We start from the raw sequence: 25,194 nt of genomic DNA, 5'->3' as shown, positions 1-25,194 counted from the left end.
CAGTTCGCAATAATGGGCTCACCTGGCTTCTGTTAGAGCTTTTGTTCACGCCAGAAAACTCCGTGCTGCACCGTCACCATCCAGAGTTCTTCACCAGCATCTAGTTGCTTTTTCAACTTTTCGGGAGATGCCGGACTTGGCAGTGCTTTCCCATATCCCATCGTCTTTAAAATCAGCTGGATCAAGGTCTTGCTCCCTGCAATACCAGGAGCAAATCTGTCTGCTGCTGTTTCGCTTTCTTCCGGAAAATCCGGGAATCTGGCCAGCAGCGATTGTTTCATGTCTTTTCTCCCAGGTTCCCGCCGACAGATCATGGGATAGTCGTAAGAGCTTGTCAGGAACTTTTGCCAAAGCTTGCCTTGAAACTTGGTATTTCCCGTTATATCTACGACCTTCTCATACAGCCAGACGGCCTTTCCTTCCTGGGTAATCCGTTCTTCATGGAGATGGCCAAAGAACCATCGGCGATACGTCAGCCGGCTTTCCATTTCTTCAAGTTTCCGGGCCACCGGGCATTGATCTTCCAGAGAAGGTATTATCTGCATACCTTCTTCGGTTTTCCAGCAGGCAGGGGCTGTATGGGTCACTACATAATCCACCTTCCACCTGAATCTGTCCAGCGTATCCCAGGCATGCTTCCATTCTGTTTCTGAGGGGATCTCTTCCGGCCACCAGGAGATTCCTTCTTGCCGTGACCACTGGTCCGTGCTCATGGCTCCGCCCATGATAAAGAAAGTGTGATTTTCCAGAGTAAACAACTCTCCACGCATCAGGTGGAATAGATTGGGCAGCAGCTGATGGGCCTTTCCGCCTTTCCACTCTACTACCGGATACGCATTGAGCCGGGTAAAATTCTCATGGTTTCCATCCACAAAAGCCACCATATAGGGCCAGCGGGCGATTTCTTCCAACATTTCCCGGTCTGACCCCTGATCTGGATCCGTCCAGGGGATTCCAAAATCTCCACAGACAATCAGTATATCATCCGGCTGACAATCCATGCCCTGGCGGATCAGATTCTCCGGCCGGATCCGGTCAAAATCCATGGGGCCATGGATGTCGCCTGTGAGATAAATCATAACAAGGTCCCTCACAAATAGAATTGATCACGATTTCATTTCTGCATCGACCAACTTCTGATACATCTTCATTCGTTCTGTTATATGGTCGCTTTCAGTTAAGTTCATAACCTTTGCAGCTGGAAGTATCTCATTAATGAAACTGGTCATGTTTTAATAACCAAAAAACCTTTCGTTAGTTTTTAGACATTATCGCCAAATTTTGCCGTCTGCCAGATTTCGGCTTGGATGATAATTGAGAATCTATCTTTCATTCCATTATGAAAAATAGTATAATATAAAAAATGGTGCTGTCCATTTGGTCAGCCCCGCTGGATATTGGTTTAAGAAAACCCGCCTATCGGTGCGAAGTGACGGCGGGTTTTCTTATGCCCGGATTGCGACAATAATTACGAGGATAATCACCAAAAAGGTAAAAAATCGTATTTTGTCATAGGGCTTCACCCCATTCCTGGGGCTAAGATTTACCGCCTGGACAGCATTAGAATTATATCATAACAGACTTGTTAGGGTCTGTTATTTTTTTATTTCTGCATCTGGACTCCAGATGGTTTGGAACCAGATAAAACGTTTATTTCTTTCTCCATCATTCATTCTATCGTGTAGTTTTCTCTACGAGGAATAGTCTGTCGTATTGCATAAAAAAAGAAGGTTCGAAGTTTATGGTTCAAGACTTCGGACCTTCTTTTCATTTCAATGGATTGACTATTAGATAGCCTTCACAAGATTTTCTGCACACAAAAAAGCATCCATACGGCCAAACACCGCATGAATGCTTGATTTTCATTGGTGGAGCATAGGGGGAAAACCCCGTATTTACGCCGGTTTCGCCTTTAATCATAGATAAGTGCGCAAAAAGTGCGCAACCACCATTAAATTTCTTTCATTGTGTCCCTGCATTTAGAAAGGTTCCTGGATCACTTCCAGGGGCCTTTCTTTTTACCTGGATACTGGCCCCGGGGCCGGCCGTGGTATGGGAATCATTATATCATACCCATCATGGGGCATGAAACGGAAATCTTGCGGCCTGTTTTCGTTGCAACGATAGCTGTTATAACTACCCGGCCTGTAAAGTCGCCTGGATCACACACAAGAGGGCGCACGGGGTCTTACTGTCGCCGGCCAAAATCGCACCCCGGGGGGCGGGTATAGAATACTGGTTTTCTGGAAATTCCCACACAAGAGGCGGCGCGGTGCGCGTGACCACCAACTTTTCCCAGGTTCGCCCAGTACCTTCTGGGCCAGGGGGTGAACAGGGCGAACACCCCTTCCAGGTTCCACCATTTTCTCATGAAATAGGCCTGCACGGGTCTGTTTCCTAGCCGGGTTCCTTGCCACCTGGGGGGCGGGTAATGGACGGCAGCCGCGGCAATATAGCAGCCTGGGGCAGGTCTTTGGCCGCATACTACACCCCCTAGCCGGGTGCCCCGTGTGTGTTGGAAAGGCCCGCCCCCGGCGTATCATTTCCATAATCGGGCATGGGATACCGGGGGCCTTGCTATCGTTCGTTTTTATGTTAGGTTTTGTTAGGTTCCAGGTAAATTTTAGCAGATTCAAAAATGGGATTTTCTGGGATTTTCCTAACTTCATCCGGGCTTCAATCGAAGTTCATTCGAAGTTCAAGTGTTTGAATCCTAGGTTTTCCTAGGTTCCATCCCCTTCCAAAATCCCCTCTGTGTTCCGTTGCGGGCTTCCTGGTGCGTTCACAGGAAATGAAATGGCCCACAGGTATAGTTATATACCCCCGGGATTTTTCGCCGCTCAAAACGCCGCTTTTTAGGGTTTTTCCTTTTGTTCGTCCATTGTTCCGAACAGAATAAAGGCCAGTTCCTTAGTGATGATCTTGCACCGCCGGCGGCAATAGCTTTCACTATATCCGCACCGAATGGCCGTTGCCGTCCATGTCATACCATCCATAGCCCTGTAGGTAATCAGATCTTTGTCAGCAGGGGACAGGGACGAAATAGCAAGTTCTATTAGTGTGGTGCTATTCCTGGCCATCCGGGAACGGCTTTTCAAGTCCTCAATCATTTCCCGCAATTCCTGCTGTCGTTCAAGGTGTTTTTCTTCCATGCTGTCGCCCTGGCCGCCGCCTGGCAATCTATCATAGCGAACAGCCCCCGGGGCCGGCGAAAGGTTCAATTCCTGCATAAGTTCCCGGATCCTGTCGCCGGTATGCTGTGCAAACGCTTTCCAGGCTCTATAATGCTTCAACCACAATACCGTTTTACTTATTGCGTCCATTGGGTACTCCCTTCATCGTTGCCGAATAAAAAGGGACGGGATCACCCCGCCCCTATTCACTTACTGTTACCATTCGTCCCGTTCCAGGAAGTCGCCGCCCGTTCTGTCCTCGTATTCATCATAAAGATCCTGGAAAGTTGATCCTTCTGGCATTTCCATAATGGTATCTTCCAGGGTATCCGGGTCGGCACGATCAAAGAAATCATCTGAATCAATAAACCCGCCGTTTTCCTTCTCAATGTCAGTATAAATCATTGTAATATTTCTCCTTTCATTCAAAAAAGAACAAAACCCATTTGCGAATGTCGTTTTTCGCCCTGGATTTTCTGAGCCATACCCCCCGTTCATCGTTGCAAAAACAAATTCTCTACATTTTACTGTAAATATTTCGGCCGAATGTAGACAAAGTGTAGAGATGAAAACCCGCGCCCCGCCTTGCTCTATGGCTTTTCTTTACATTATTTACACTTTTTTTGTGGATATACGCCTATAGAAATAAAGAAAAATGTGAATAGCGTAAAACGGTACGGCAATCACACAAAATAATTTTTCTCTATATCTATATATTATTTATTGTAAATATTGTAAACATTGTAAAGAAACGTCCAAAAGCCTAGTTTCCATGCGGGTTTCGGGTCTGTCCGTTTCTCTACAATTTGTTTACATTGTTTACATTTTGGCTGTTTCGCTCTACGGTCTTTATTCTACAGGTTTGGGCAACGATAATTCGTAGGCGTTCCCGCTGTCGTATTCGCCAAAATAATGAGTCCAGGCCCAACGGTCAGCGGGGCCGCGTTGCAAACGCCCCTTTTCCAACCATTTGCCGCGTACCGCCTTCAATGAATAGCCTTTTTCTGCAAGGATCTTCTTCAATGCGGCGGTAAGGATGATTGCTCGATCAATTTCTAATTTTCCCCAAACTTCCCCGTTTCTAGGCTCATTACCACGGCCATAAAACTTCAAACGGTTCAGTTCAATCTGTTCCACTACGTAATTATAGGCACGCTCTGCAACGTCCACTTCCTGCACTGTCTTGATACCCGCTTTCACGTCCTCGACAGTCAGCCCCGGAACGCCCTGTACTTTCGATTGAAACAAACTGTAGGCCGTCAGCATAAGGGCCGCCGCCCCGGCTTGTTTCCCTGTAGCGTTCACCGCCGCCAGGTCTTTCACATACTGTTTATAGATAACCTCGTTATCATGCTTGCTATATATAGCCCATTCCGTGAAGGCCGGGCCTAATACGCCGTAGCACTCTGAAATCTCATTCACTACCTTTTGCGGGTCAGCAAAAAGAGATTCTTTACATTCCACTTCAATGACACGGTTCACGGCCCCGCCGCCGCTGTTATCCTGTGTAATGGGATCTTCCCCATTTGTAATAAGACAATTGTTCCATGAAAGCAGTTTTTTCATGTTGGCGTCAGACTTGAGCCGCCCCCGGCTTTTCTTTTCTGTTACCGTGTAAATCAGCCTATCATAATTGCCGCCTATTTCTTTAATGGTCTGTAATTCATCACCGAATACCGGGATACTATGCAGGAAGGCCATCTTTTCCATCAAGTAGTTTATGGTGCTGTTGAGAGACCCAACAAAATTGGCGTTTCCAGGATTGCCCCACACACTGGCCGCTACCTCAAGTGCAACCGTCTTGCCTACTTCTGTGCCGCCCCACAAATGGAATATAAACGGTAATTTATTGAGTTGCCCGACAAGCGCGCTTGCCAGACTCGCGGCAACGATCATTCTTACGTTCGGATTCACTAGCAGGGGCCGCACAATCTCTAACCATTGTTCCAGGGTTCCCCGGGGCTGAATGGCCTTCACCAACGGCGCGTATTGGTCGCCGCAATCAAGTACAAGCTGTTTAGGATCAACATAGGGGACAAACTCGCCCCACGTTGTCCAACCCATGTGGCCGATACTGGCCGTTTGTGGCAATTTGTCCCGGTTCAAGTTCACCATATCGGCAATGTAATTCACCAGGCTACTGGCCGTTGTAGTCGTGACTTCCAGGCCCTTGTCAGCTAGTGCCACGATTCTGTTTTTGTTGGCAACGTCAGAACGCGGCACAATGAAGGAACGCCAACGCCCGGCCTTACTATAGGCCAATTCAATTTTTTCTGTGCCATCTTCCTTATTCTCATACAGGGCTGAAGGCATTACAGGAATTGGGGAGATCACTATCCATTTCGGAGTCCCGTCAGCAAGTTCCGTTTCTTTCCTTACCCCTCTATCATTGCACACCCATTCGCCCCGCCGTAACGCTAGCGGTTGACCCGTGAAGGCCGTCAGACTTTCCGCTGTCGGGTTTTCGCGGATCTGTTCCGCCTTCTGCTTTCCTAGTTCATTTGTAACCGCTTTGTAAGCCTTTTTGAAGTCGTTCACACAATGGAACGCCCCGGCCCTGGCCCTGGCACGTCTTTCAACATTGGCCTTTTCCACAGGGTCTTTGATTGCACAAATTTTTAGAAGCAGATCCCGGCTAAACAGTTCATCAACTTCCAGGCTAGAAAAATATTCCTCTGTCAGTTCTTCCCCCTGGCCGCCGTCTGGTTCCAGATCCGCCCCTTCCTGTTCTTCCTGGCCGTCTGGTTCTTCTTCCTGGCCTTCCACGTCCTGGCCTTCTGGTTGTTCGGGGAACTGATAGTTTCTAATCTTCTCTGGATCACCGCCCGCCGCCAGATAGTCGGCAATATCGCCCTTTTCGGGAATCTCTGGCCAAATGGTGGAAAGATCCAAAACCCGTGCGCCCAAATCCTTCCAGGCCGCCGCGTACCGCCGCCCCGGTTCATCGTTATCCGGGATCATGATCTTAGTCTGGAATTTTTCGATATAGTGTTTGTCGGTGTCCGATAAGCCCGGGGCTTTTGCGCCCCTGTTCGTAGTCGTTGCCAGGAAGCCCGCCGCCGCCATCGCTTCCACGCACTTTTCCCCTTCAACGATATACAGGGGCGTATCTGGTGCGGCCTGTTCCAGTTTATCCAGGTGATACAGGTTATTACAATTCTCTGGTTTCCCTTTGACTTCTTCCCCATCGGCTCCCGAATGAAAGAAGTAAAACTCTTTGTGCCCATCCTCGTATTTTTTACGATCTTTCCAATAGGCTTCTGTTCCATCTGGATTCCTGTAGATGTGGGCACGGTGCGTATTTTCAATAATACGGCCATGGTCTTTAGGCTTTGCCGCCTTTTTAGGTTTCGCCTGGCCCTGGTGCTGATTTGTAGCGTTGAAATCAAATCGCCCCGTGTGCCGCCCGGCCGTGAATCCATTGCCGCCCTTCATCCCCGCCGCTTCTAATACTTTGGGCAACGTTGCCCCGCAATGCTGACAATTTGCCAGGATCTGGCCGCCGTTGTCTTTGAAATACAAATGGTGGTCACTACCGCACACCGGGCAACCTGTTTCCCATTCGTCCCCGTGTTGCTTGTGTGAGCCTGGCATTTTTGCTAAAATATCTTCAAGAGTATATCTCATGTTCAAAACCTCGTTTATGTTACCAGTTGTTGCAAGCTGTTAAATCCGTTATAATAAAGAACTAGGGCAAAAACCCCGGTCGGAATTTTTACCCTAATAACCGTTGTGAATGGTCGCTCATTCATGACGGTTTCTTTTTATTTGTGACTTGTCAGCCCTAGCACGTGTTCCGCGAGTCCGTCAAAATCGTTTGCCACGCAAAATTCAAGCGGGCCGGGATAGCCTTCCCGTTTCATGTAGGCCAATACGGCACAATTATCAGTCCTAAATTTCGTACTGTATTCGCCCGTCATTTGTGTATAATCGGCATACTGACAAGTGCGGTTCAATCCGTACCGCTTGCACATGAAACAGATTCCACAGGCCACGCCATGAGCAATGCACGCGTTCAAGACTTTGGCCACACTCTTTTTCTGTTCCTGGTTCAGTTGAACCCGTTCATTCATTCTTTGCCGCCTTCCCGTCCTTCACGCCCCGGCGGTAACACTCTACCGCAATTTTGGCCATTGCCTTAAACATTTCATCCCCGGTAATGTCGCCTTTCTTCACGAACGGTTCCAGGGCCGTTTCCACGATCTCTTTGCAAACGTCTTTCACCGAGATACCCGCCTTTCTTTACTCAATACTGAATAGTTCCTCTTTCCGTTGCTTTACCAACGATTCCGCGGCCGATACTTTGAGCAACAGGGCCGTTTCCTGTTCTGGCCACAACCCGCCGTCTTTCACAATGCGGTATACCAATAACAATTCATGGAACCGTGTGTTCGCCGCTAGAAGTAAATCCAGTTTATCGGCCTGTTCCGCTGTCAGCTTGATACGTTCCATGCTGTCCCCCTTCCTTCCCTACCTGGATCACGTCCACGGTATAGGTTTTCTGCAACGCTCTGATTGCCGCCTTTGGATTGGCCCCGAACCGATACGGGAACAACGGGCAATTCGTTGCCCAACAATCACGCACTTCATTGGTGTAGCCCCCGGAACAGTCCAGGCACTTTTTGCGAATGGCTTTTGCCATGGAAGGCCCTTCAACATCCGGGATCACTACCCTAATAGTCGTTGCCATCAAATTCACCCCCTTCCAATACTGTTCCTGCTTCTCTGTGCGCTTCCCGGTGCGCTACAGGAAAATTTCCGCCGCTTCCTATGTAGTTCTATAGGGGCGGCCTTTCATTTTCTGTAATCGTGTTGGGAAGCCTTCATTCCTTCATGTAGGCCAGATTCTGACCATGAAGAAATTCAAGAAAATCTTTCGCCCGTACCAGTTTCAAGTTTGGGGACAGATCCAGAAAAGACAGCTTGTATTGGGGCAACGCCCGCATTTTCTTCAACAGCCGCCAAATGGTGGGCCGGGTCATTTGGTACTGTTTGACCAAATGTTTTGGCTGCACCCAAAATTCCCCGTAGTCGTCAACCCTTACGGTCACTTCATGCAACATACTTTCACCCCCTTTCGGGTTTCCTTTCTCCCAACTCTATGGATCCTTGCAGGGGCTTCCATTAGTTGTCCTTCTCTACAATGTCGGTCGGGGAAACATCCAGGGCGGCCGCCAGTTTCTTCACGGTTAAGGTGCTAGCCTTACGCCGTTTGGCTTTTAGTGCATAAATCGTTGCAAGGGAAATTTGTGCCTTGCGCCCTAATTCTGCAATCGTCCAAAATTTGTTTTGGGCCAATTCATAGACTTTGCCCATCTCAACAGTAAAACTTCTGTCCATCCAGATCACCCCCCTTCAATCGGCCAAACATCAAGTCGTTTCCAAAATGGAAAGTATGCTTTATGTTTTCACAAGAACATCATACAAAATCTCTTTTCATTTGTCAAGCTTTCATTGAAAAAATGGAAAGCATAGTTTATACTATAGTAGAAGTTTGTAGAAAGGAAGGTGCGGCAATGATATTTGTCAGATTGAACCACCTCATGTCAAATAAAAGGCTCAAAATCGCCGATGTATGCAAGGATACAAAAATATCTAGGCCTACACTAACAGCCTTATATTATGGAACCAGTAAAGGAATGAACTTTGATACCATTAATAAACTGTGTTCCTATTTCCGTTGTAGTATTGAAGATTTACTTTATTTTTATGATGTCGAGATTGATACACTCGAAATTACCGATATTGACGAAAAACAATTACCAAAGGACGGCAAGCCCAATCATATACCATTACAATTACAAGATTGTTATCCGGCCTTTTGTACTGGTGAAATAAGGTTTAAATCTTCTATTGCCTCTATTGGTCGTGTTTCGTTTAGTTTGGCTTGTAATACTGATGATGATGAGAGATTTTGCGATACTGAAATTGATTTACGATTTGATGAAAATGGGGTTATGTTCCCTTACTTACCCGATGATTTACAGGGTGACTTTGCCCGTAATATTTCAAATATGATTATTTGCAAAATCAATAAAAAATATCCAAACGCACTACCTATTGATTATTCATTAGGCTACAGTATCTTGTTTAATCCTAATAAATGATCTGCCTTTCTCCCAACTCTATGGATCTATGCAGGGGCACAATGAGCAACGGGAGAGAAGGAAAATTATGTGGATTACCAAAAAAGAGAATGGCAAGGGAACCAGGTATCTATACCGGGAACGCTTCCAGGATGAAAGTACAGGGAAATATATTTCTCTGTCTGTCACGCTGAACAGCCGCAACGCCCACACCCAAAAAGTGGCGGCCCAACTGTTGCGGGATAAGTTCGAGAAAATGCAGGATAACGGCCAAACGGAACAGGCCGCCCGTATCCAGGCATTGAGGCTTGAAACGGTATTAAGGGAATGGCAAGAAATCACGGATATGCGGGTCAAACCAAATACCCACGTCAACCATGATTTATACATTCGAAAGATCCTGGCCGGCTTGCCGCAACATATCCTGTTCAAAGACTTCACGGCCCCGGTAGCGGAAAAATTACTGTTCCGTTACTACTACCTGGATAAGCTGTCTTTCAACTATTGCAAGTCGCTACAGATCACCGTGAAAGCCGCTATGCGGTACGCCAAAAAGGCCGGCTATATCCAGAATATAAGCGACTTTGAAGAAATCACACTGAAACGCCGTGCCGCCACAGCCGCCGAACTGGAAAAAAGCAATGATAAGTTCCTGGATCGGGACGAATTGAAAAATTGTCTGGATCAACTGAAAGAGAAAAACTTTCGTGTTGGCCTGGCCATGGAATTTATTTCCTTGACCGGCCTACGGTGTGGGGAACTGTTGGCCTTACGCCGACAGGATCTTGATCTGGATAAACGGGAACTGTCGGTTACTGGTACGATTGTCGGCAACGTCAAAAACGGTGAAGAGATCCAACGGGGAACACCCAAAACCAGAACTTCATACCGTACCATTGATTTGAGTTTGCGGGCCGTGCAGATTCTGGAATGGTTCATTACCGACAACAAACGCCTTGCACGGTGGGGGAAATCGGGAAACAGTCTTTGCACAAACTATAAGGACAGGGGCTATATATTCACCACGGATACGGGATACCCATTAGACCGGCACTATATAAACCGCCTGTTACGGGAAATCCACATTCCGGGGAAACGTATCAGTTCCCATATATTCCGGCACACCCACATTTCCATGTTGGCCGCCATGGGGGTTCCTGTGAAAGCCATAATGCAGAGAGTAGGCCATAGCGATCCTAAAGTAACGCTGTCGGTCTATACCCACGTAACGCAAGAAATGAAGGATCAATTAGATTCTTGCCTGGAAAAGATTACACTGTGAAAAGTGCGCAAAAGTGCGCAAAAATTAGCTGTTAAAAGCCGTTTCACGCTGTCAAAAAATGCGCAAAAAAAGGCCGCAACCCTAGAACGGGTGCGGCTCTACAGACTTCAAAAAAGTGCGCAAAATGCTGACTGGCCAGTTTGGCAAAAGTGCGCAAAAAGTGCGCAAAACAGGCATAAAAAAAGAAACGGCTTGAAATACTTCAAAGTGCTTTCTAAACCCTCAAACCCGCACGGTTACTAGGTTTGAAACACTTTGAAATACTGGCCGTTTCGCTACAGGCAACTGGTGGAGCATAGGGGGATCGAACCCCTGACCTCAAGATTGCGAACCTTGCGCTCTCCCAGCTGAGCTAATGCCCCAATACGTAGTATTATAGCGCTTCTCCGAAATGTGCGCAAGGAAAAACGGAAAAAACCGTACTTATTACCGTACTTATCTTTCCCAGAACAGGGGATTCACGTTATTACCAATCTATACCTTTAAATTTATTCATTTCAAATTGCTTCTTGCACTCTTGAATCGTTTCTTTTATATCGTTTTGCCAACTTTCCACAAATCAGCACAGCGCATCAAACGGCTGTACATGGCATGGCAGTGCATAGATGAAAAAGCACCAGCTGGTATACCGGGAATCGGCTATCACTATCCTTACCGGAATACCGTACTGGTGATTTCTTGGGCAGCAATATGCCAGATAACAGCAGTGTAGTCAAGCGAAAAGAAGGCGAACACCAGCTTCAGAAAAGATATGCACTGCCTTATTTTGTCTTTTTAGCATCGCTGCAGAAACGGTTTTAAAAGCTGCTGCAGAAGGTTCTGCGGGGACAGTCCCAGTTCACTCTTCAAAAGACGACGCAGAAGTCCGGGTTTGCTGACCAGTTCATTGATTTCCACATTGTGGTCATCCTCCTCGCCCATTTTATGCAGCAGGGCGTCATAGGCGTCGTAATAACCACCGAAGCTGTCAATCAGCCCGTTTTCCCTGGCCAGGACTGCTCCCACAGGGCGGCCGTCAAACATCTCTTCCTGATTCTTAATCTGGGGACGGTACTCCAGCACATGGGCCTTGAACACCTCATAGGTTTCCTGAGCGAACGCCTCCAGGTATACACGCTCTTCTTCTGTCATCGGCCGCATGGGATTCCCGATATCCTTCATTTTTCCGGCTTTGATGGTAATCGTAGTGACACCTGCTTTTTCTGCCAGACGCTGATAATTGGGAAGCTGCAGAATACAGCCGATGGAACCGGTCATGCTGCCCTTATTGGCAAAGATTTCATCGGCACAACAGGCAATCATATAACCGCCGCTGCAACAGATGTCCGCAATGGACACCACCACCGGAATCTGCCGTTCCAGCTTGACCCGTGCCACTAGTTCCGCGATTTCCTCAGAAGCGCCTGCGGCCCCGCCCGGCGTATCCATGCGCAACAGGAGTCCGTCCACACGCTCGTTCCTGTCCAGCAAGTCATAGAGAAAATCCAGGATTTCCTGGGAACCCCCTTCCTTTCGCACTGTCCCTTCACTGGTAGCACTGATTACATCGGTCAGGGGCAGGATAGCCATGACCTTTTTATTCTTCTTTCGCAGTTTTTTCAGTTTCTCAAACATCACACAGTCTCCTTTTGGTTGGTGCCCATTCATTTCTCTTATTTTACCAGAATAAACATCCTTAGCAAGAAGCTCTGAAACAAAATTCCGCAAGTTGCCTTTCAAGCCCTTTCAGCCTTAGAATGAGTAAACCAAAAGAAAAAAGGATATACTTGCACAAATACCCCCGAAACTACGACTCGGGGGTATTCCTTTACATTTTCTCTTTCTGTTTTTCCACCAGATCGGCCAAAGTAGTATTGTCCACGATGTTATCGATGGCGTCCTGGATTTCCTTCCACAAATCCAGGGTCACGCAGTGGGCCGCTCTGTTGCAGATGGCATGGCCCGGTTCCAGACAGGCCACGGGTGCCAGAGACCCTTCTACAGCCCGAAGGATCTCCCCTGCGGTGTAATCTTTGGGATCCCGTACCAGTTTATAGCCCCCCTGGGCTCCTCTTGCGCTTTTCACCAGTTTGGCGCGGGAGAGCTGGGTAATGATCTGTTCCAGATATTTTTCCGATATTTCCTGTCGTTGTGACACGCTTTTGATAGGTACAAAGGATTCGGTCCCGTTTATGGCCAGGTCGATCATCAGCCGCAGTGCGTACCGTCCTTTGGTAGAGATTTTCATGGATTTCCTCCTCGCACAGATTTCATTTCCTATAATTGTACTATAGCTTATAGAAAAAAGGAAGGGTAAATCCTACTTATCTGTAGGAATTTTATTTTCTTATTAACGATGCGGTATGCCAGATGATTCCAAAATTTATCAGATTTTTCCGTCCCGTTGATTGACACATTTCCCCCGTAAAAGGTAAAATAGAAATAGTTCTGTTTATTTTTCATATGTTCCTGTGGATTTGGTTCCATAAGAGGGGGAGAATGCTGTGAGTCGCTTACAAATCGAAACGCCGGGCAGGGCCCAGACTGTCCTGAACGGCTTATACCAGGATATGCACCGCAGGATCAGTGCCAGTTCACCAGGTCTGTGTCCGGTGGATATGGCCCTGAACTTCCTGCGTTTCTGCCACGCCCAGAGTTGCGGCAAATGTGTGCCCTGCCGGGTAGGGCTGGGCCAGCTGGCGGTGCTTATCGAAAGCGTCCTGGACCGCACGGCCACGCTGGACACCATCGACCTGATCGAACGGACAGCCCAGGTGATCGCCGATTCATCGGACTGTGCCATCGGCTATGAAGCCGCCTACATGGTGCTGAAAGGGGTCCGTGGCTTCCGGGAAGACTATGAGGAACACATCCTCACCGGCCGCTGCATCTGCGAGCTGAGCCACCCGGTTCCCTGCGTGTCCGTGTGCCCGGCCCATGTGGACGTACCGGGCTACATCGCTCTGATCCGGGAAAGCCACTACGATGACGCCATGGCCCTGATCCGCAAGGACAATCCTTTTCCTTCAGCCTGCGCCTATGTCTGTGAGCATCCCTGCGAGCACCATTGCCGCCGGATGATGGTAGATGCCCCGGTGAACATCTGCGGTCTGAAGCGGTTCGCCGTAGATCATTCCAAACGGGCAAAGGCACCGGATCCGGCACCGGCTACGGGCAAGACCGTAGCGGTGATCGGCGGTGGTCCAGGCGGACTGACAGCGGCCTACTACCTGTCCCTCATGGGCCATGCCGTCACTGTATACGAACAGCGTCCCAAGCTGGGCGGCATGCTGCGCTACGGCATCCCTGACTACCGTCTGCCCCTGGATGTACTGGACCGGGACCTGGACTACATCCTGAGCACGGGCATCCAGATCCATACAGACGTATCTGTAGGGAAGGATCTGCCGGTAGCCGATCTGCAGAAGCAGTACGATGCCGTGTACATCGCCATCGGAGCCCACAGTGACAAGAAACTCCACCTGGAACATGAAGATGCCCCCGGAGTCTACAGTGCCGTGCGGCTGCTGCGGGACATCGGCGAAGGGCACATCCCCGACCTGACAGGCAAGCGGGTCTGCATCATCGGCGGCGGCAACGTTTCCATGGATGCCACCCGGACAGCCAAACGACTGGGTGCCGCCTCAGTGCAGTGCATCTACCGCCGGCGTCAGGAAGACATGACGGCCCTGCCGGAAGAGATAGAGGCAGCCATGGCGGAAGGGTGTGAAATTGTCACCCTGGAGGCCCCTTCCCGCATCGAAGTGGATAAGGCCGGCCACGTGGCGGCGCTCATCACCCAGCCCCAGCACATCGGTCTCTACGACCACAAGGGCAGACCCAGTCCCATCAAGGCCGACCTGCCGGAACGCCGATTCCCCTGCGACTGCCTGATCATCGCCATCGGCCAGGCCATCGTCACGGAGCCTTTTGAAGCCATCGGCGTCACCACCAAACGGGGCACCATTCAGGCGGACCTTTCCAGCAGCGTGCCCGGCCTGGGCAACATTTTCGCCGGCGGAGATGCGGTGTCCGGTCCGGCTACTGTAATCAAAGCCGTGGCAGCAGGCAAAGTGGCTGCGGACAACATCGATTCCTTCCTGGGCTTCCACCACCGCATCACCTGCCAGGTGGACATCCCGCCTGCTCACTTCACCAACACGCCGCCCTGCGGCCGAGTGAACCTGAAACAGCACTGCACGCCCCACTGCGAAGGCAATTTCCAGCTGGTCAGCGAAGGCATGACTCCCGAAGAAGCCCTGCAGGAGTCCAGCCGCTGTCTGCGCTGTGACCACTTCGGGTACGGCAGCTTCAAAGGAGGGAGGAACCGGGAATGGTAACCTGCACCATCGACAACCAAAAAATCCAGGTGCCGGAAGGCACCACCATTATGGAAGCCGCCCGCCAGGCCCACATCGTGATCCCCCACCTGTGCTATCTGAAAGGGCTGAACGAAATTGCCGCCTGCCGGGTATGCTGTGTGGAAGTGGAAGGCGAACACGCCATGGTCACTGCCTGCAACAGCCCTGTACGGGAGGGCATGGTGGTCCACACCAATTCACCCCGGGCCCGGCAGACCCGGAAAATCAACGTAGAACTGATCCTGTCTCAGCATGACTGCCGGTGCGCCACCTGTGTACGCAGCGGGAACTGCCGGCTGCAGGACATCGCCAACGGTCTGGGCATCCACGACAATCCTTATCAGGAACAGCTGCCCAAAGGCCTGCGCCGGGCCTGGACCACCACATTCCCCCTGTTCCACGATTACAACAAATGTATCAAATGCATGCGCTGCATCCAGGTGTGCAGCAAGATCCAGGATATGCATATCTGGGATGTGGCCGGCACCGGCAGCCGTACCACCATCGATGTATCCAATAACCGGGTCATCAAAGATTCCGACTGCACCCTGTGCGGACAGTGCATCCTTCATTGCCCGGTGGCGGGCCTGCGGGAACGGGACGATACAGACAAGCTCTATGAGGCCCTGGCCAATCCGGACAAAGTGACCATCGTGCAGGTAGCTCCGGCGGTACGGACAGCCTGGTATGAATGTTTCGGTCTGCCCCGGGAGGCAGCCACTATCGGCAAGCTGGCAGCGGCCCTGCGCCGTCTGGGCTTCGACCATGTATACGACACCACCTTTGCGGCGGATCTGACCATCATGGAGGAAGCCAGTGAATTCCTAGAACGATTCAGCAACGGCGAAACGAAGGAGTATCCCATGTTCACCAGCTGCTGCCCGGGCTGGGTGCGGTTCCTGAAAGGCCAGTATCCGGAGCTTACCGGTCACCTGTCCACCGCCAAATCTCCCCAGCAGATGTTCGGAGCCATTGCCAAGACCTGGCTGGCTCAACAGCTGGGCGTACCCCCGGAAAAGCTGTACTGTGTGTCCATCATGCCCTGTCTGGCCAAGAAGGCCGAATGTGCCCTGCCCACCATGAGCACCGTCCACGGGCCCGATGTGGACCTGGTACTGACCACCCGGGAGCTGATCCGGATGCTGCGGGCCGACCGGCTGGATCCCGCCCGGCTGCCCGATGAACCCCTGGATGACCCCATGGGGACCTTCACCGGCGCCGGCACCATTTTTGGCACCACCGGCGGGGTCATGGAAGCCGCCCTGCGGACAGCCTATGCCCAGCTCACCGGCCGCAACCCGGATCCGGACATGTTCAAGGACATCCGTACCGGCCCGGCCCTGCGCCAGGCCACATACACCATTGCCGACAAGACCATCCGATGTGCCGCCGTCAGCGGGCTGTCCAACACCCGGAAGCTGATGCAGGCCCTGAAGAAAAAGCATGTCCACTACGATTTCGTAGAGGTCATGGCCTGTCCCGGTGGTTGTGCCGGCGGTGGAGGCCAGCCCGTCCCCCGGGACGACGAAGACTTCCAGGAAGTACGGGGCGAACAGCTCCACAGTCTGGACCAGCAGAACAAACTGCGGTATTCCCATGAGAATCCCCAGGTCCAGCGGCTTTACAAAGAATTTCTGGGCAAGCCCCTCAGCGAAAAAGCAGAAGAATTGCTCCACACAGACCATTTTGCGTGGAAGATATGAAAAAAGGCACTGCCGCCCGATGCGACAGTGCCTTTTTCGTGATTCCTGGCTGGTGGTTCGCGGGTCGTTGCCAGCAATAAACCAACAATCTGATTGATGATCCGTAGGGGCGCGCCAAGATTTTTGCCGAAGGCAAAATATCTCCTGGTACGCCCCTGGATATTATCGTCTACGCTCCCAGCAGACTTCCGACCACCATGCCGATATACGTCCCGATCACGTAGCCGAAGGTCCCTACCAGCATGGAGGGTCCTACCAGCTGCACCCACCCCTGGGAAATGGCCATGCCCGCCGCCGTGGTAGGTCCGCCGATATTGGCGTTAGAGGCCAGCACAATGTTCTCCAAATCAAAGTGGAACAGCTTGCCCCCGATGAAGCAGAAGGCCATGTTCACCACCACCATGATGAAGCAGAACACGAACAGGAGAGGTGCGTTGTGCAGGATTTCCGGAATGGAAGCCGGCACCCCAATGGCAAAGAAAAACATATAGATAAAGTAAGTACCGATTTCCTGGGCACCAGCCATCTTAGATGCCTCTTTTTCAAAGAACGTAGCAAACAGCATGGAGAACAGCGTAATCCATACGTACTGACTGCTGAAGAAGGTGTTGCACATCTTGGTGAAACCGCCGTCCACGGGGATCACCGCCCCCAGAGCCGCCCCCAAGGCCCGGCTCAGGGTGACCACCACCACTGCGTACATCAGATCCAGAGCGATATCCTTCAGAGAAATGTCCTTCCGGCTCCAGTAAGCAGCCGCCAGGGTCTCCGCATTCCCCATGCCTGTCTTTTCCACCTGGTCGATGTGGGGATGGGTGTAATGACTGCGGAAGAAAGCGCTGCCCACGCATTTCAGCAGAACCAGGAAGTACACTGCCATGTTCAGGTTGTCCGCCACCACCGTAGCTGACACCAGAGTGCCGCCGGTCTTGAAGGCATCGGACAGGGCCACGAAATTCACGCCGCCACCGATATAGGAACCGGTCATCATGGCCGCCACTTTGGCCAGACCGGGAATCCGGCTTCCCAGGAGCACATAGCCCAGCATGGCACCGCTCAAGGTCCCCACAGCCCCGATCAGAAAGATGAACAGCATCCGGCCCGTTTCCTGCCAGATTTTGGTTATATTGGCCTGGAGCAGCAGCAGAGGAATAGCCACCGGTACTGCATATCCCCAGATGATGTCATCAAAGAGAGGCGCATGGCTGGGAATCACCCCCAGATTCACCAGCAGCACAGCAGAAATCAGGGCAATGACCGCCCCCGAAAGCCGGGACGCCCAGGCGTATTTCTGTTCCAGATAGATGGCCGCCGCAATGGTCACACAGGTAATGCTCAAGAGCAGCCAGATGTTCTCCGGCCCGATCAGCGATGTCATAAAAAATTCCCCCATCCTCATTGTTGTCAAAATCGAGTATACGCTTAAGTATACTTCTCTGCGACAAAAATGGAAAGGGGAAAATCCCGTCAGATATATCTTCCCGTCACACTGTCCGGACAGTTCCGGATAGTACCCGGCGTCCCCTGGGCCACAATCCGGCCGCCTTTCAGCCCGCCGCCGGGTCCCAGGTCGACAATATAATCGGCGTTGCGGATCACATCCAGGTCATGCTCGATGACCACCACAGTGGCTCCGAAATCGATGAGCCCCTGGAATACTTCCAGCAGGGTCCGCACATCCCGGGGATGGAGACCGATGGTAGGTTCGTCAAACACGAACACCGAATCTTTCTGTCCCTTGCCCATTTCGCTGGCCAGTTTCAGCCGCTGGGCCTCCCCGCCAGAAAGGCCGGGAGTTTCCTCTCCCAACGTCAGATAGCCCAATCCCAGGTCGTGGAGCACCTGCAGCCGTTTCTGCACCAGGGAAAGCCCTCCGCAGACCGCCAGCACCTGGTCCACGCTCCCATTCATCAGTTCCGGCAAGCTGTACTCCCTGCCGTCTCCGCCCTTCCGCCGGATTCCATAGGCTTCCCGGCTGTAGCGGGAACCGTGACAGTCCGGGCAGGGGATGTCCACATCGGGCAAAAACTGTACATCCAGGGTAATCTGCCCTGTGCCATCACAGGTAGGGCAGCGCAGCTTCCCCGTATTGTAGGAAAAATCCCCAGCCTTGTATCCCCGCTCCCGGGAGGCAGCCAGCCTGGCATAGACCTTGCGCAGTTCGTTATGGATACCTGCATAGGTGGCCACCGTAGAGCGCACATTGATGCCGATGGGCGTGGCGTCGATGAGCTTCACCTGCCGGATGCCCTCAGCCTGGATTTTCTTCACGTGGGACGGCAGTTCTGTCCCCTGGATTTTCGCCAGGAGAGCTGGGATCAGGCTTTCCAGGACCATGGTAGTCTTCCCCGATCCGGACACCCCCGTAACCACGCTGAGCCGCCCCTGGGGGATTTTCACATCCAGGGACTGTACCGTATGGATGGGACCCGTCACCAGATGGATGGTTCCCCGAGCAAACAGTTCCTTTTCCGGCAGCACAGGCCGCTGCCGTTTGTATTCCGCCTGCCGCACAGTCCCGGAGACCCCTTCCAGCCGCTGTTCTTCCTTCAGATAAGGACCGATCAGAGACTCCGGATTGTTTTCCAGTTCCCGTATCGTTCCCTGGGCGATGATCCGGCCCCCGTCAGCACCGGCTCCCGGTCCCATTTCCACCAGATGATCCGCATGGAGCAGCACCTGGGTATCGTGATCCACCAGCACCACGGAGTTTCCATCAGCGAGCAGGTCGTCCATGACCCCGGTGAGGCCCTTCAGGTTATAGGGGTGAAGGCCGATGGAAGGTTCATCCAGCACATAGAGCACCCCAGTCGTCCGGTTCCGCACTGCCCGGGCCAGCTGCACCCGCTACCGTTCGCCGGTAGAAAGAGTGCCCGCCGCCCGGTCCAGAGAAAGGTAGCCCAGCCCCAGATCCAGTAGCCGTTTCGCCGTGTCCAGGAACGCTTCGCAGATATTCTGGGCCATGGGGCGCATTTCTTCCGGCAGGGTATCCGGAACCCCCTTCACCCAATCCACCAGGTCGGAGAGAGGCAGAGCCGATGCCTGGTCCAATCCGATGCCCCGCAGCCGGGGCGCCCGGGCAGCTTCACTCATGCGGGTGCCGTGGCAGTCAGGGCACACCTCTTCCTTCAGGTATCTGGCTACCCGTTTCATGCCCTTCTCGTCCTTCACCTTGGCCAGGGCATTCTTCACGGTATTCACCGCACTGTAATAGGTAAAGTCCAACTCCCCCATCTGGTGGGATTTCTCGTTCATATAGTGGATATGTTTCTTCACCATGGGGCCATGGAGGACAATATCCTTTTCCCGGTCCGTCAGGTCCTTATAGGGCACGTCCGTACGCACGCCCATTTCCCGGCACACGTCCTTCATCAGGGACCACATAAGAGTACCCCACACAGCTACCACGCCCTGGTCGACGGACAGGTTCTCATCGGTAATCAGGGTAGATTCGTCCACAGTGCTGGTGATGCCCGTACCACCGCAGGTGGAACAGGCACCCCGGGAATTAAAGGCCAGATCCTCAGCCCCCGGTCCGTAGAATTTTGCACCGCACACCGGACAGGTAATTTCCTGCATGGCGGCCACAGCCAGGGACGGCGGACAGTAATGGCCATTGGGGCAGCGGTGGCTGGCCAGCCGGGAAAACATGAGCCGCAGGGAATTGGACAACTCTGACAGCGTCCCAAAGGTAGAACGGATGCCCGGCACACCGGGACGCTGGCGCAGAGCCAGAGCCGCCGGCACATAGCGGACCTCCTCTACTTCCGCCCGTTCCGCCTGGGTCATTCGCCGGCGGGTATAACTAGAAAGGGATTCCAGATACCGGCGGGAACCTTCCGCATACAGGATGCCCAGAGCCAGGGACGACTTGCCGGAACCGGAGACCCCGGCAATGCCCACGATCCGGTGCAGGGGGATATCCACATCGATATTCTTCAAATTATGGACTTTGGCGCCCCGGACCTGGATACACTGGGGCAGGCCTGGTTTGTTTTCCGTCATAGTGTCCTCACACTCCTGTCAGCAGATGGTCCCGCCGGTCACTTTGGCATCTTCCCGGTTGGTTACGGCCACTTCCACGGCCAGTTTCAGTCCTTCCACGATGGTAGCAAGGGCCATGCTGGGCTGAGCCTTCAGCCGGGCCGCCTGTTCTGGCAGATACGGCACGTGAATGAAACCGCCCCGGCGCTTTTTGGCGTCGCGGGCCAGGATATCCAGCAGGCCGTACAGCACATGGTTGCATACAAAGGTGCCTGCTGTGTTGGACACTTTGGCCGGAATGCCATGGCCTGTCAGCGCCGCCACGATTTTCTTGATGGGCAGAGTCGCGAAATAAGCTGCCGGACCACCCGGCACAATGGGTTCATCCACTGGCTGGTTCCCTTCGTTGTCGGCAATGCGGAAATCATCGCAGTTGATGCCCACCCGTTCCACTGTAAGGTCCATCCGGCCGCCGGCCTGTCCCACGCAGAGCACCACGTCGGGATCATACTTCCTGATTGCTTCCTGCACGCCGGCAATGGCCTTGAAACGCACCGTGGGGATCTGTACCGCATGTACCCGGTTCCCGGCGATCACCAGTCCATCCAGCTGTTTCACTGCTTCCCAGGCCGGATTCAGCGGTTCCCCTCCAAAAGGATCGAAACCGGTCACTACTACGTCCATATGTTTGCCCTCCATGATCTGCAAAATAGAAATGAAAGGAACCGCCCATGCTCCCAAAGCCAGGCGGCACCTCTTTGCTTTCTTCGGAACAACTGCCTATCATCGGTCAGCCCGTTCCTATTATAACATACCCCAGAGGCAAACCATATCATAAGGAAACCCTTCCTGTCACCGCAGGCCTTTTCCCACAGGCACAGTCCCTTTCCAAAACGGGAAATCCAATGAAAGTCCCACACTTTTCTATTTATAGCCGATACTGCAGTGCCTTCTTCAGGAATTCATCCACTGCCTGACCGGTTTGCCGGGGTGCAAAACACGTATGCCCGGTGTCCAGCTTTGCAATCTGTTCCATTTCGGTATCAGTCAGCATGAAATCGAAAATATTCAAGTTCTCTTTCATACGCTGCGGATTTGCGGATTTTACAATAGGAACAATGCCGCGCTGCGTCAGCCAGCGGAGCGCTACCTGTGCAGGGGATTTCCGGTGACTTGCGGCAATAGCACAGAGCGTTTCATTCCGGAAAAGGATTCCCTGACCTGCAGCCAAAGGCGACCATGCCTGCATCTGGATATCCTGTTTTTCCATATAGGCACGTTCATCTTCCCGCTGAAAGAACGGATTGCATTCTACCAGATTGACCGCTGGTTTCACTTGATTCCAAAAGACAAAGTCTGCCAGCTTATCGGATGTAAAATTATCGACACCAATAGCTCTGACTTTTCCGGCAGCGTACAGCTCCTCCAGTGCGCGCCATGCACCGTAGTAGTCATTGTAGGGCTGATGGATGAGATACAGATCCAGATAGTCGAGACCAAGATGCTCCATCGAACGGGCAAAACCCCTCATGGCGCCCTCATAACTGGTATCTGTAATCCACAGTTTCGTAGTGACAAACAGTTCTTCTCTGGGAATCCCACAGCGGCAGATAGCCCGTCCCACCGCTTCTTCGTTTCCGTAAGCAGCAGCCGTATCGATCAGGCGATAGCCTGCATGGATTGCCTGTACAACGGCTTCTTCGCATTGGATGCAGTCTGTCATGCGGAACACGCCGTAGCCGATCTTCGGCATGGTGACAGCGTTATTCAAAGTCAGTTTTTCTTCGTTCATCACGGTTCCTCCTTGTGTTTTGTAAAAAATAGCCCAGACATTCGATCCGTTTCTGACAGATTGGACAGGCATTGTTTGTCATTCACAGGCAACTCCCCCACTTCGCTGTGACTTAGCAAAGCGTCGGGACGGATGGTACCAAAGCAGTGCAAAGAGAATCAGCAGTGCCGTGGCTGACAGGCTGGCCGGATAGGCGGCCATAATCGTCTGGAATGTCCTGCTTTGCGGGAATACGAAATAAATCCATCCAATACGGATCCCGCAGACACCAATGGTGGTCAGGATCGCTGGAACAAGGGAGATGCCAAAGCCGCGCAGGTAGCCACTCATCACTTCGTAGAGCATACTGAATGTGTATGCGGAAAACACCATCAGCAGCCGTGTATAGCCGATGGAAATCACCTGCGGATCATTGTTGAAAACAGCCAGAAGGAACTTTCCGGCAAACAGCACCAACGCAATTGCGGCTGCCGAAGCAATCAGATCTTCGATCAGGCACAGGATCAGTGTTCGCCTGCAGCGCTGAATCTTCCCTGCGCCAAAGTTTTGCCCGACAAAAGTCGTACAGGCCTGGCTGAATGAGTTCAGGACATCATAGGCGAAAATTTCAATGTTGTATGCTGCGCTGGACGCTGCCATGACGATCGTACCAAGGCTGTTGATAGCCGATTGGATCACGATATTGGACACGGCAAACACGGCACTCTGGATACCGGCAGGCAGACCGATCTTCATGATCTGTCCGAAGGCTTCCCGATCAATCCGCAGCGACTGCCATTCTACATGGATATACTGCCTGGAAACCCGCAGGCACCGGAGCAGCAGCACAGAGCTGACTGTATTGGAAATCACCGTGGCAATTGCGACCCCGTTGACTGTCATATGCAGAACCGCTACAAAAAACAGATTCAGGACAACATTCAGCACGCCGGAGGTTGCCAGTGCAATCAGCGGCACATGGGTATCTCCCACGCTGCGGAAAATTGCCGCTTCAAAGTTATACAGCAAAATCACTGGCATTCCCAGCAGATAGATTCTCAGATAGAGCAGTGCCGAAGCAAACACAGCGTCCGGCACATGAAAAGAATCCAGCAATGGAGCTGCCGCAAGTTCACCGACTGCAGTCACCAGAATGCCCCCCAAGAAAGCTACTACGATAGAAGTATGGACAGCTTTTTTCACCGCTTCCCGGTCATCCCTCCCAATCGCATTGGCAATGACCACATTTGCGCCCAGGGCGATACCCACAAACAGGTTGACAATTAGGGCAATAATAGCACTGTTGGCTCCCACCGCCGCCACAGCCACGGTTTTTCCCGTGCCAGTGAAATTGCCTACCACCGCAATATCGGATGCATTGAACAGCTGTTCCAGGATGGCAGTTGCCGCTACCGGGAATGCAAACAGCGGCAGCTTGTTCCAGATGGAACCATGCAGCATATCAAGGTTCCGCTTCGTTTTTCCTGTATTCATTGAGAAGATTCTTCTTTCTGTACTTTTGATAAAATGCTCATAGGATCTGCTTTCTTCAGGATTTTAAGATCTCATCGCGGCTCAGTTTCTGGCAGCAGTCTGCAGTGACAGCATGGATGTAAGCGCCATTCTGCTTGATGGAACCGCACCACTTGATAAATAGTATAAAATGCATATCGTATGATAGCAAATACTTATAAATTATGGAGTATCATAGTTTAAAAGAATAATAATTTGCTGTATACTGTAAGTAGTGAGGTGAAAGTACGATGGAAATTCGTCTGCTGCGCTATTTTCTTGCGGTCGCAAGGGAAAAAAACATCACACGAGCTGCAGAAAGTCTGCATATCTCCCAGCCTTCGCTTTCAAAACAGCTTATGGAGCTGCAACAGGAAATCGGAAAACAACTGCTGATTCGTGGAAAACGGAAAATCATGCTGACGGAAGAAGGCGTTCTGCTGCGAAAACGCGCTGATGAAATCATCTCGCTGCTGGAAAAGACAGAGCGTGAGCTGAACGCAGATACCGTTCAAATCAGCGGCGAAGTAGCCATCGGAGGCAATCCCACCGCTTCCGTACTGAAAGCCGCTTCAGCAATCCGGACAGAACATCCGGGCATCCATTTTCAATTTTACAGCAGCGATGCCATTGATGTAATGGAGCGTCTGGAACACGGCAGTCTGGATTTTTCCGTTTTCCTGGAACCAATCGACACCGTACGGTACGAATATGTTTCACTGCCGGATGCATCACGTTGGGGGGTGCTGCTGCCATCCGATCACGCACTGGCAAAAAGGGGATTCATCCAGAAAGCAGATTTGCCTGCGATTCCATTGGTGTTCCACCGCAGAGCCGGTCTTCAACAGATTATCTCCCACTGGGCAGAGACAAAAATTGAGAATCTGGACATCGTTGCAACCTATAATGTCATAAACGGTTCACCGGAAAAGTTCGTAAAAAGCGGTTTTGGCTGTTACCTGACGACCGAGGATCTGCTGCCCTGCAGGTTAGACGAGGCTGTATGCTTTTGTCCGCTGGATCCGCCGTTGGAAATCCACTATGCCTTAATCTGGAAACGCTATGCGGTGTTCAGCAGAGCAGCGAAAGCCTTTTTACGGGCATTTCGAAAATGATTCTTTTACGGATTGGCAGTCCATACATACCATCATGGTTTGCCCCAGAGGCCAAATGGATGCACAAACGATTCCAGGAACCATCCAAAATATTTTTCTCAAAAGTCATTGACAAAACAATCCATTCCGTTGTATACTGAATAAGTCGTTTGGGGGCATAGCTCAGCTGGGAGAGCGCTTGCATGGCATGCAAGAGGTCAGGAGTTCGATCCTCCTTGTCTCCACCAA

The 25,194-nt window shown here is 51.7% G+C and carries 20 protein-coding genes, 2 tRNA genes and 1 pseudogene; 6 read left to right on the top strand and 17 right to left on the bottom strand.

The window, feature by feature from the left end; genetic code table 11:
* Positions 1-32: 32 nt before the first annotated feature.
* The 9 genes from ACR0QW_RS03170 to ACR0QW_RS03130 all read right to left on the bottom strand — a co-directional run bounded on the left by ACR0QW_RS03170 (position 33) and on the right by ACR0QW_RS03130 (position 8,513).
* Complete coding sequence (locus ACR0QW_RS03170) at positions 33-1,079, bottom strand: metallophosphoesterase family protein (RefSeq protein WP_432642277.1); 1,047 nt, start codon at positions 1,077-1,079, stop codon at positions 33-35.
* 1,776 nt (positions 1,080-2,855) lie between these two features.
* A complete protein-coding gene (locus ACR0QW_RS03165) occupies positions 2,856-3,230 on the bottom strand; it encodes a hypothetical protein (RefSeq protein WP_432642276.1) in 375 nt (124 codons plus the stop codon).
* A 159-nt stretch (positions 3,231-3,389) separates the two neighbouring features.
* Positions 3,390-3,578: a hypothetical protein gene (locus ACR0QW_RS03160; RefSeq protein ID WP_432642275.1), complete on the bottom strand. Its 189-nt coding sequence runs from the start codon at positions 3,576-3,578 to the stop codon at positions 3,390-3,392.
* A gap of 444 nt (positions 3,579-4,022) precedes the next feature.
* The gene (locus ACR0QW_RS03155; RefSeq protein WP_432642274.1) at positions 4,023-6,800 is read right to left on the bottom strand and encodes a DUF927 domain-containing protein; all 2,778 of its coding nucleotides are present in this window, start codon (positions 6,798-6,800) and stop codon (positions 4,023-4,025) included.
* A gap of 438 nt (positions 6,801-7,238) precedes the next feature.
* Positions 7,239-7,397 carry a hypothetical protein gene (locus ACR0QW_RS03150; protein WP_432642273.1) on the bottom strand — a complete coding sequence of 53 codons (159 nt, stop codon included), beginning with the start codon at positions 7,395-7,397 and terminating at the stop codon, positions 7,239-7,241.
* 18 nt (positions 7,398-7,415) lie between these two features.
* On the bottom strand, positions 7,416-7,625 hold the full coding sequence (locus ACR0QW_RS03145; RefSeq protein WP_416181700.1) for a hypothetical protein: 210 nt from the start codon (positions 7,623-7,625) through the stop codon (positions 7,416-7,418).
* Positions 7,588-7,863, bottom strand: a complete 276-nt coding sequence (locus ACR0QW_RS03140) for a hypothetical protein (protein WP_432642272.1) — start codon at positions 7,861-7,863, stop codon at positions 7,588-7,590. Before ACR0QW_RS03140 ends, ACR0QW_RS03145 begins: the two co-directional genes overlap by 38 nt.
* A gap of 133 nt (positions 7,864-7,996) precedes the next feature.
* Complete coding sequence (locus ACR0QW_RS03135; protein WP_432642271.1) at positions 7,997-8,236, bottom strand: hypothetical protein; 240 nt, start codon at positions 8,234-8,236, stop codon at positions 7,997-7,999.
* Between the two features lie 61 nt (positions 8,237-8,297).
* Entirely contained in the window at positions 8,298-8,513 is a 216-nt protein-coding gene (locus tag ACR0QW_RS03130) for a helix-turn-helix domain-containing protein (RefSeq protein ID WP_416181697.1), read from the bottom strand.
* Positions 8,514-8,575: 62 nt separating this feature from the next.
* On the opposite strand from ACR0QW_RS03130, the gene ACR0QW_RS03125 reads away from it, so the two are divergent.
* A complete protein-coding gene (locus ACR0QW_RS03125; RefSeq protein ID WP_432642270.1) occupies positions 8,576-9,280 on the top strand; it encodes a helix-turn-helix domain-containing protein in 705 nt (234 codons plus the stop codon).
* 67 nt (positions 9,281-9,347) lie between these two features.
* Positions 9,348-10,541, top strand: coding sequence for a tyrosine-type recombinase/integrase (locus ACR0QW_RS03120; RefSeq protein WP_432642268.1), 1,194 nt, complete (start codon positions 9,348-9,350; stop codon positions 10,539-10,541).
* A 286-nt stretch (positions 10,542-10,827) separates the two neighbouring features.
* On the opposite strand, the gene ACR0QW_RS03115 is transcribed toward ACR0QW_RS03120, so the two are convergent.
* From ACR0QW_RS03115 to ACR0QW_RS03105, 3 genes are all read right to left on the bottom strand, one after another.
* A tRNA-Ala gene (locus tag ACR0QW_RS03115) sits at positions 10,828-10,903 on the bottom strand.
* 412 nt (positions 10,904-11,315) lie between these two features.
* Entirely contained in the window at positions 11,316-12,155 is an 840-nt protein-coding gene (gene sppA / locus ACR0QW_RS03110) for a signal peptide peptidase SppA (RefSeq protein ID WP_432642267.1), read from the bottom strand.
* Positions 12,156-12,348: 193 nt separating this feature from the next.
* Complete coding sequence (locus tag ACR0QW_RS03105; protein ID WP_432642266.1) at positions 12,349-12,768, bottom strand: RrF2 family transcriptional regulator; 420 nt, start codon at positions 12,766-12,768, stop codon at positions 12,349-12,351.
* A 256-nt stretch (positions 12,769-13,024) separates the two neighbouring features.
* Between ACR0QW_RS03105 and ACR0QW_RS03100 the strand changes: the two genes are divergently transcribed.
* Entirely contained in the window at positions 13,025-14,860 is a 1,836-nt protein-coding gene (locus ACR0QW_RS03100; RefSeq protein ID WP_432642265.1) for an NAD(P)-binding protein, read from the top strand.
* Positions 14,854-16,584 (top strand): [FeFe] hydrogenase, group A, encoded by a 1,731-nt coding sequence (locus ACR0QW_RS03095; protein ID WP_432642264.1) that lies wholly within the window; start codon positions 14,854-14,856, stop codon positions 16,582-16,584. Before ACR0QW_RS03100 ends, ACR0QW_RS03095 begins: the two co-directional genes overlap by 7 nt.
* Before the next feature lie 169 nt (positions 16,585-16,753).
* Here the strand turns inward: ACR0QW_RS03095 and ACR0QW_RS03090 are convergent, their stop codons facing one another.
* From ACR0QW_RS03090 to ACR0QW_RS03070, 5 genes and pseudogenes are all read right to left on the bottom strand, one after another.
* Positions 16,754-17,962 (bottom strand): DUF819 domain-containing protein, encoded by a 1,209-nt coding sequence (locus tag ACR0QW_RS03090; protein ID WP_432642263.1) that lies wholly within the window; start codon positions 17,960-17,962, stop codon positions 16,754-16,756.
* An 89-nt stretch (positions 17,963-18,051) separates the two neighbouring features.
* Positions 18,052-20,589: pseudogene (locus tag ACR0QW_RS03085) on the bottom strand (excinuclease ABC subunit UvrA).
* 18 nt (positions 20,590-20,607) lie between these two features.
* On the bottom strand, positions 20,608-21,252 hold the full coding sequence (pcp, locus tag ACR0QW_RS03080; protein ID WP_432642262.1) for a pyroglutamyl-peptidase I: 645 nt from the start codon (positions 21,250-21,252) through the stop codon (positions 20,608-20,610).
* Between the two features lie 244 nt (positions 21,253-21,496).
* Positions 21,497-22,360 (bottom strand): aldo/keto reductase, encoded by an 864-nt coding sequence (locus tag ACR0QW_RS03075; RefSeq protein ID WP_432642261.1) that lies wholly within the window; start codon positions 22,358-22,360, stop codon positions 21,497-21,499.
* 78 nt (positions 22,361-22,438) lie between these two features.
* On the bottom strand, positions 22,439-23,833 hold the full coding sequence (locus tag ACR0QW_RS03070; RefSeq protein ID WP_432642260.1) for an MATE family efflux transporter: 1,395 nt from the start codon (positions 23,831-23,833) through the stop codon (positions 22,439-22,441).
* Positions 23,834-24,102: 269 nt separating this feature from the next.
* Here ACR0QW_RS03070 and ACR0QW_RS03065 point away from each other — a divergent pair, with 269 nt between their 5' ends.
* Both ACR0QW_RS03065 and ACR0QW_RS03060 read left to right on the top strand, forming a co-directional pair.
* Positions 24,103-24,966, top strand: a complete 864-nt coding sequence (locus ACR0QW_RS03065; RefSeq protein WP_432642259.1) for a LysR family transcriptional regulator — start codon at positions 24,103-24,105, stop codon at positions 24,964-24,966.
* A gap of 151 nt (positions 24,967-25,117) precedes the next feature.
* Positions 25,118-25,193, top strand: a tRNA-Ala gene (locus tag ACR0QW_RS03060).
* Position 25,194: the final 1 nt, after the last annotated feature.

This window comes from Acidaminococcus sp., assembly GCF_050873445.1.
In the GTDB taxonomy this organism is placed as follows: Bacteria; Bacillota; Negativicutes; order Acidaminococcales; family Acidaminococcaceae; genus Acidaminococcus.
The sequence above is the reverse complement of the archived record's forward strand: the minus strand, read 5'-3'. Positions and strand labels throughout refer to the sequence as shown.

What these genes read in the sequence shown, in the direction of transcription:
- pcp (WP_432642262.1), bottom strand. Translation starts at nt 21,252, where the DNA reads ATGGACGTAGTAGTGACCGGTTTCGATCCTTTTGGAGGGGAACCGCTG.
- ACR0QW_RS03130 (WP_416181697.1), bottom strand. Translation starts at nt 8,513, where the DNA reads ATGGACAGAAGTTTTACTGTTGAGATGGGCAAAGTCTATGAATTGGCC.
- ACR0QW_RS03105 (WP_432642266.1), bottom strand. Translation starts at nt 12,768, where the DNA reads ATGAAAATCTCTACCAAAGGACGGTACGCACTGCGGCTGATGATCGAC.
- ACR0QW_RS03070 (WP_432642260.1), bottom strand. Translation starts at nt 23,833, where the DNA reads ATGAATACAGGAAAAACGAAGCGGAACCTTGATATGCTGCATGGTTCC.
- ACR0QW_RS03125 (WP_432642270.1), top strand. Translation starts at nt 8,576, where the DNA reads ATGTTTTCACAAGAACATCATACAAAATCTCTTTTCATTTGTCAAGCT.
- ACR0QW_RS03065 (WP_432642259.1), top strand. Translation starts at nt 24,103, where the DNA reads ATGGAAATTCGTCTGCTGCGCTATTTTCTTGCGGTCGCAAGGGAAAAA.
- ACR0QW_RS03090 (WP_432642263.1), bottom strand. Translation starts at nt 17,962, where the DNA reads ATGACATCGCTGATCGGGCCGGAGAACATCTGGCTGCTCTTGAGCATT.
- ACR0QW_RS03145 (WP_416181700.1), bottom strand. Translation starts at nt 7,625, where the DNA reads ATGGAACGTATCAAGCTGACAGCGGAACAGGCCGATAAACTGGATTTA.
- ACR0QW_RS03165 (WP_432642276.1), bottom strand. Translation starts at nt 3,230, where the DNA reads ATGCAGGAATTGAACCTTTCGCCGGCCCCGGGGGCTGTTCGCTATGAT.
- ACR0QW_RS03095 (WP_432642264.1), top strand. Translation starts at nt 14,854, where the DNA reads ATGGTAACCTGCACCATCGACAACCAAAAAATCCAGGTGCCGGAAGGC.
- ACR0QW_RS03075 (WP_432642261.1), bottom strand. Translation starts at nt 22,360, where the DNA reads ATGAACGAAGAAAAACTGACTTTGAATAACGCTGTCACCATGCCGAAG.
- ACR0QW_RS03155 (WP_432642274.1), bottom strand. Translation starts at nt 6,800, where the DNA reads ATGAGATATACTCTTGAAGATATTTTAGCAAAAATGCCAGGCTCACAC.
- sppA (WP_432642267.1), bottom strand. Translation starts at nt 12,155, where the DNA reads ATGTTTGAGAAACTGAAAAAACTGCGAAAGAAGAATAAAAAGGTCATG.
- ACR0QW_RS03140 (WP_432642272.1), bottom strand. Translation starts at nt 7,863, where the DNA reads ATGGCAACGACTATTAGGGTAGTGATCCCGGATGTTGAAGGGCCTTCC.
- ACR0QW_RS03170 (WP_432642277.1), bottom strand. Translation starts at nt 1,079, where the DNA reads ATGATTTATCTCACAGGCGACATCCATGGCCCCATGGATTTTGACCGG.
- ACR0QW_RS03120 (WP_432642268.1), top strand. Translation starts at nt 9,348, where the DNA reads ATGTGGATTACCAAAAAAGAGAATGGCAAGGGAACCAGGTATCTATAC.
- ACR0QW_RS03160 (WP_432642275.1), bottom strand. Translation starts at nt 3,578, where the DNA reads ATGATTTATACTGACATTGAGAAGGAAAACGGCGGGTTTATTGATTCA.
- ACR0QW_RS03135 (WP_432642271.1), bottom strand. Translation starts at nt 8,236, where the DNA reads ATGTTGCATGAAGTGACCGTAAGGGTTGACGACTACGGGGAATTTTGG.